Origin of the sequence: Vibrio sp. 10N.261.55.A7 (genome assembly GCF_002877365.1) — a bacterium.
GTDB lineage: Bacteria > Pseudomonadota > Gammaproteobacteria > Enterobacterales > Vibrionaceae > Vibrio.
The window spans coordinates 1-991 of record NZ_MCWZ01000230.1 but is presented as its reverse complement, the minus strand read 5'-3'; the positions used below and the strand labels follow the sequence as shown (position 1 = coordinate 991).

General features: G+C 44.6%; 1 protein-coding gene. It reads left to right on the top strand.

All coding sequences use genetic code 11. The features are described from left to right. Positions 1-872, top strand: an 872-nt coding sequence (locus BCU12_RS10940) for a C4-dicarboxylate TRAP transporter substrate-binding protein (protein WP_102404305.1), incomplete at its 5' end; no start/stop codon positions are given. Between the last annotated feature and the right edge of the window lie 119 nt (positions 873-991).

Below are 991 nucleotides of genomic sequence, written 5' to 3'. Positions count from 1 at the left end.
CTCAAGAGCTCATCAAAGCGACGGACAAAATCCGTGAACGCAGTGATGGTTCAGTCAACATCAAAGTCTTCCCTGGCGGTCAGTTACCTGTTTATAACGACAACCTTGAACAAGTTGTGAACGGGGCAAATTGGATTGCGGTAGAAGATCTGACTTACCTTGGTGATTATGTTCCTGATTTCGCTGCACTAGCGGGGCCAATGCTTTACAACACTTACGATGAATACCTAGCAATGATGCGCACTGACTTCGTTGCTGATCTTAAAAAACAAGCGGAAGAGAAAGGCGTTAAAGTCTTAAACGCTGACTACATGTTTGGTTACCGCCACATGATTACGAACAAAGAGATCGTGAATTCTGCTGACATGAAGGGCATGCGTGTTCGTGTACCACAGAGCCAACTGTTTATTAGCACACTTTCTGCTATGGGTGCAGCGCCAGCATCATTGCCTTTCCCTGAAACCTACGCGGGTGTACAGCAAGGTGTGGTTGATGGTCTAGAAGGTTCAATTTTGACAATGTATTCAACCAAGATCTACGAAGTAGCGAAGAACATGTCTTTAACTAAGCACTTCTTGGGCACGGTGGGTATCTACATTTCTCCAACACTTTGGGACAAATTCACGCCAGAGCAACAAGCTATTATTAATGAAGAGCTAGAAGCGGGTGCGACTTCGAACACATCTGAATTGGTGAAACTCGATGCCGAATACACTGAAAAGCTAGAAGAGCTAGGTGTGACGTTTAACGAAGTGAACTCAGAAGAGTTTAATCAACTGACGGCTGATGTGTACAACCAGTTCCCAGCATGGAGCGACGGTATTCACGCGAAAATCATGGGTGAACTAGAGAAGATTCGCGCAGCTCAGTAATTGAACTCGCCAATCGACTGTTAATGCGGCCTGCTCATTCAGGCCGCATTGTTAAATTCAATTGTTTGATTCAGTTTTTAATGTTGACCGATTTAACAGCTTTGGATTCACAGTCCTAT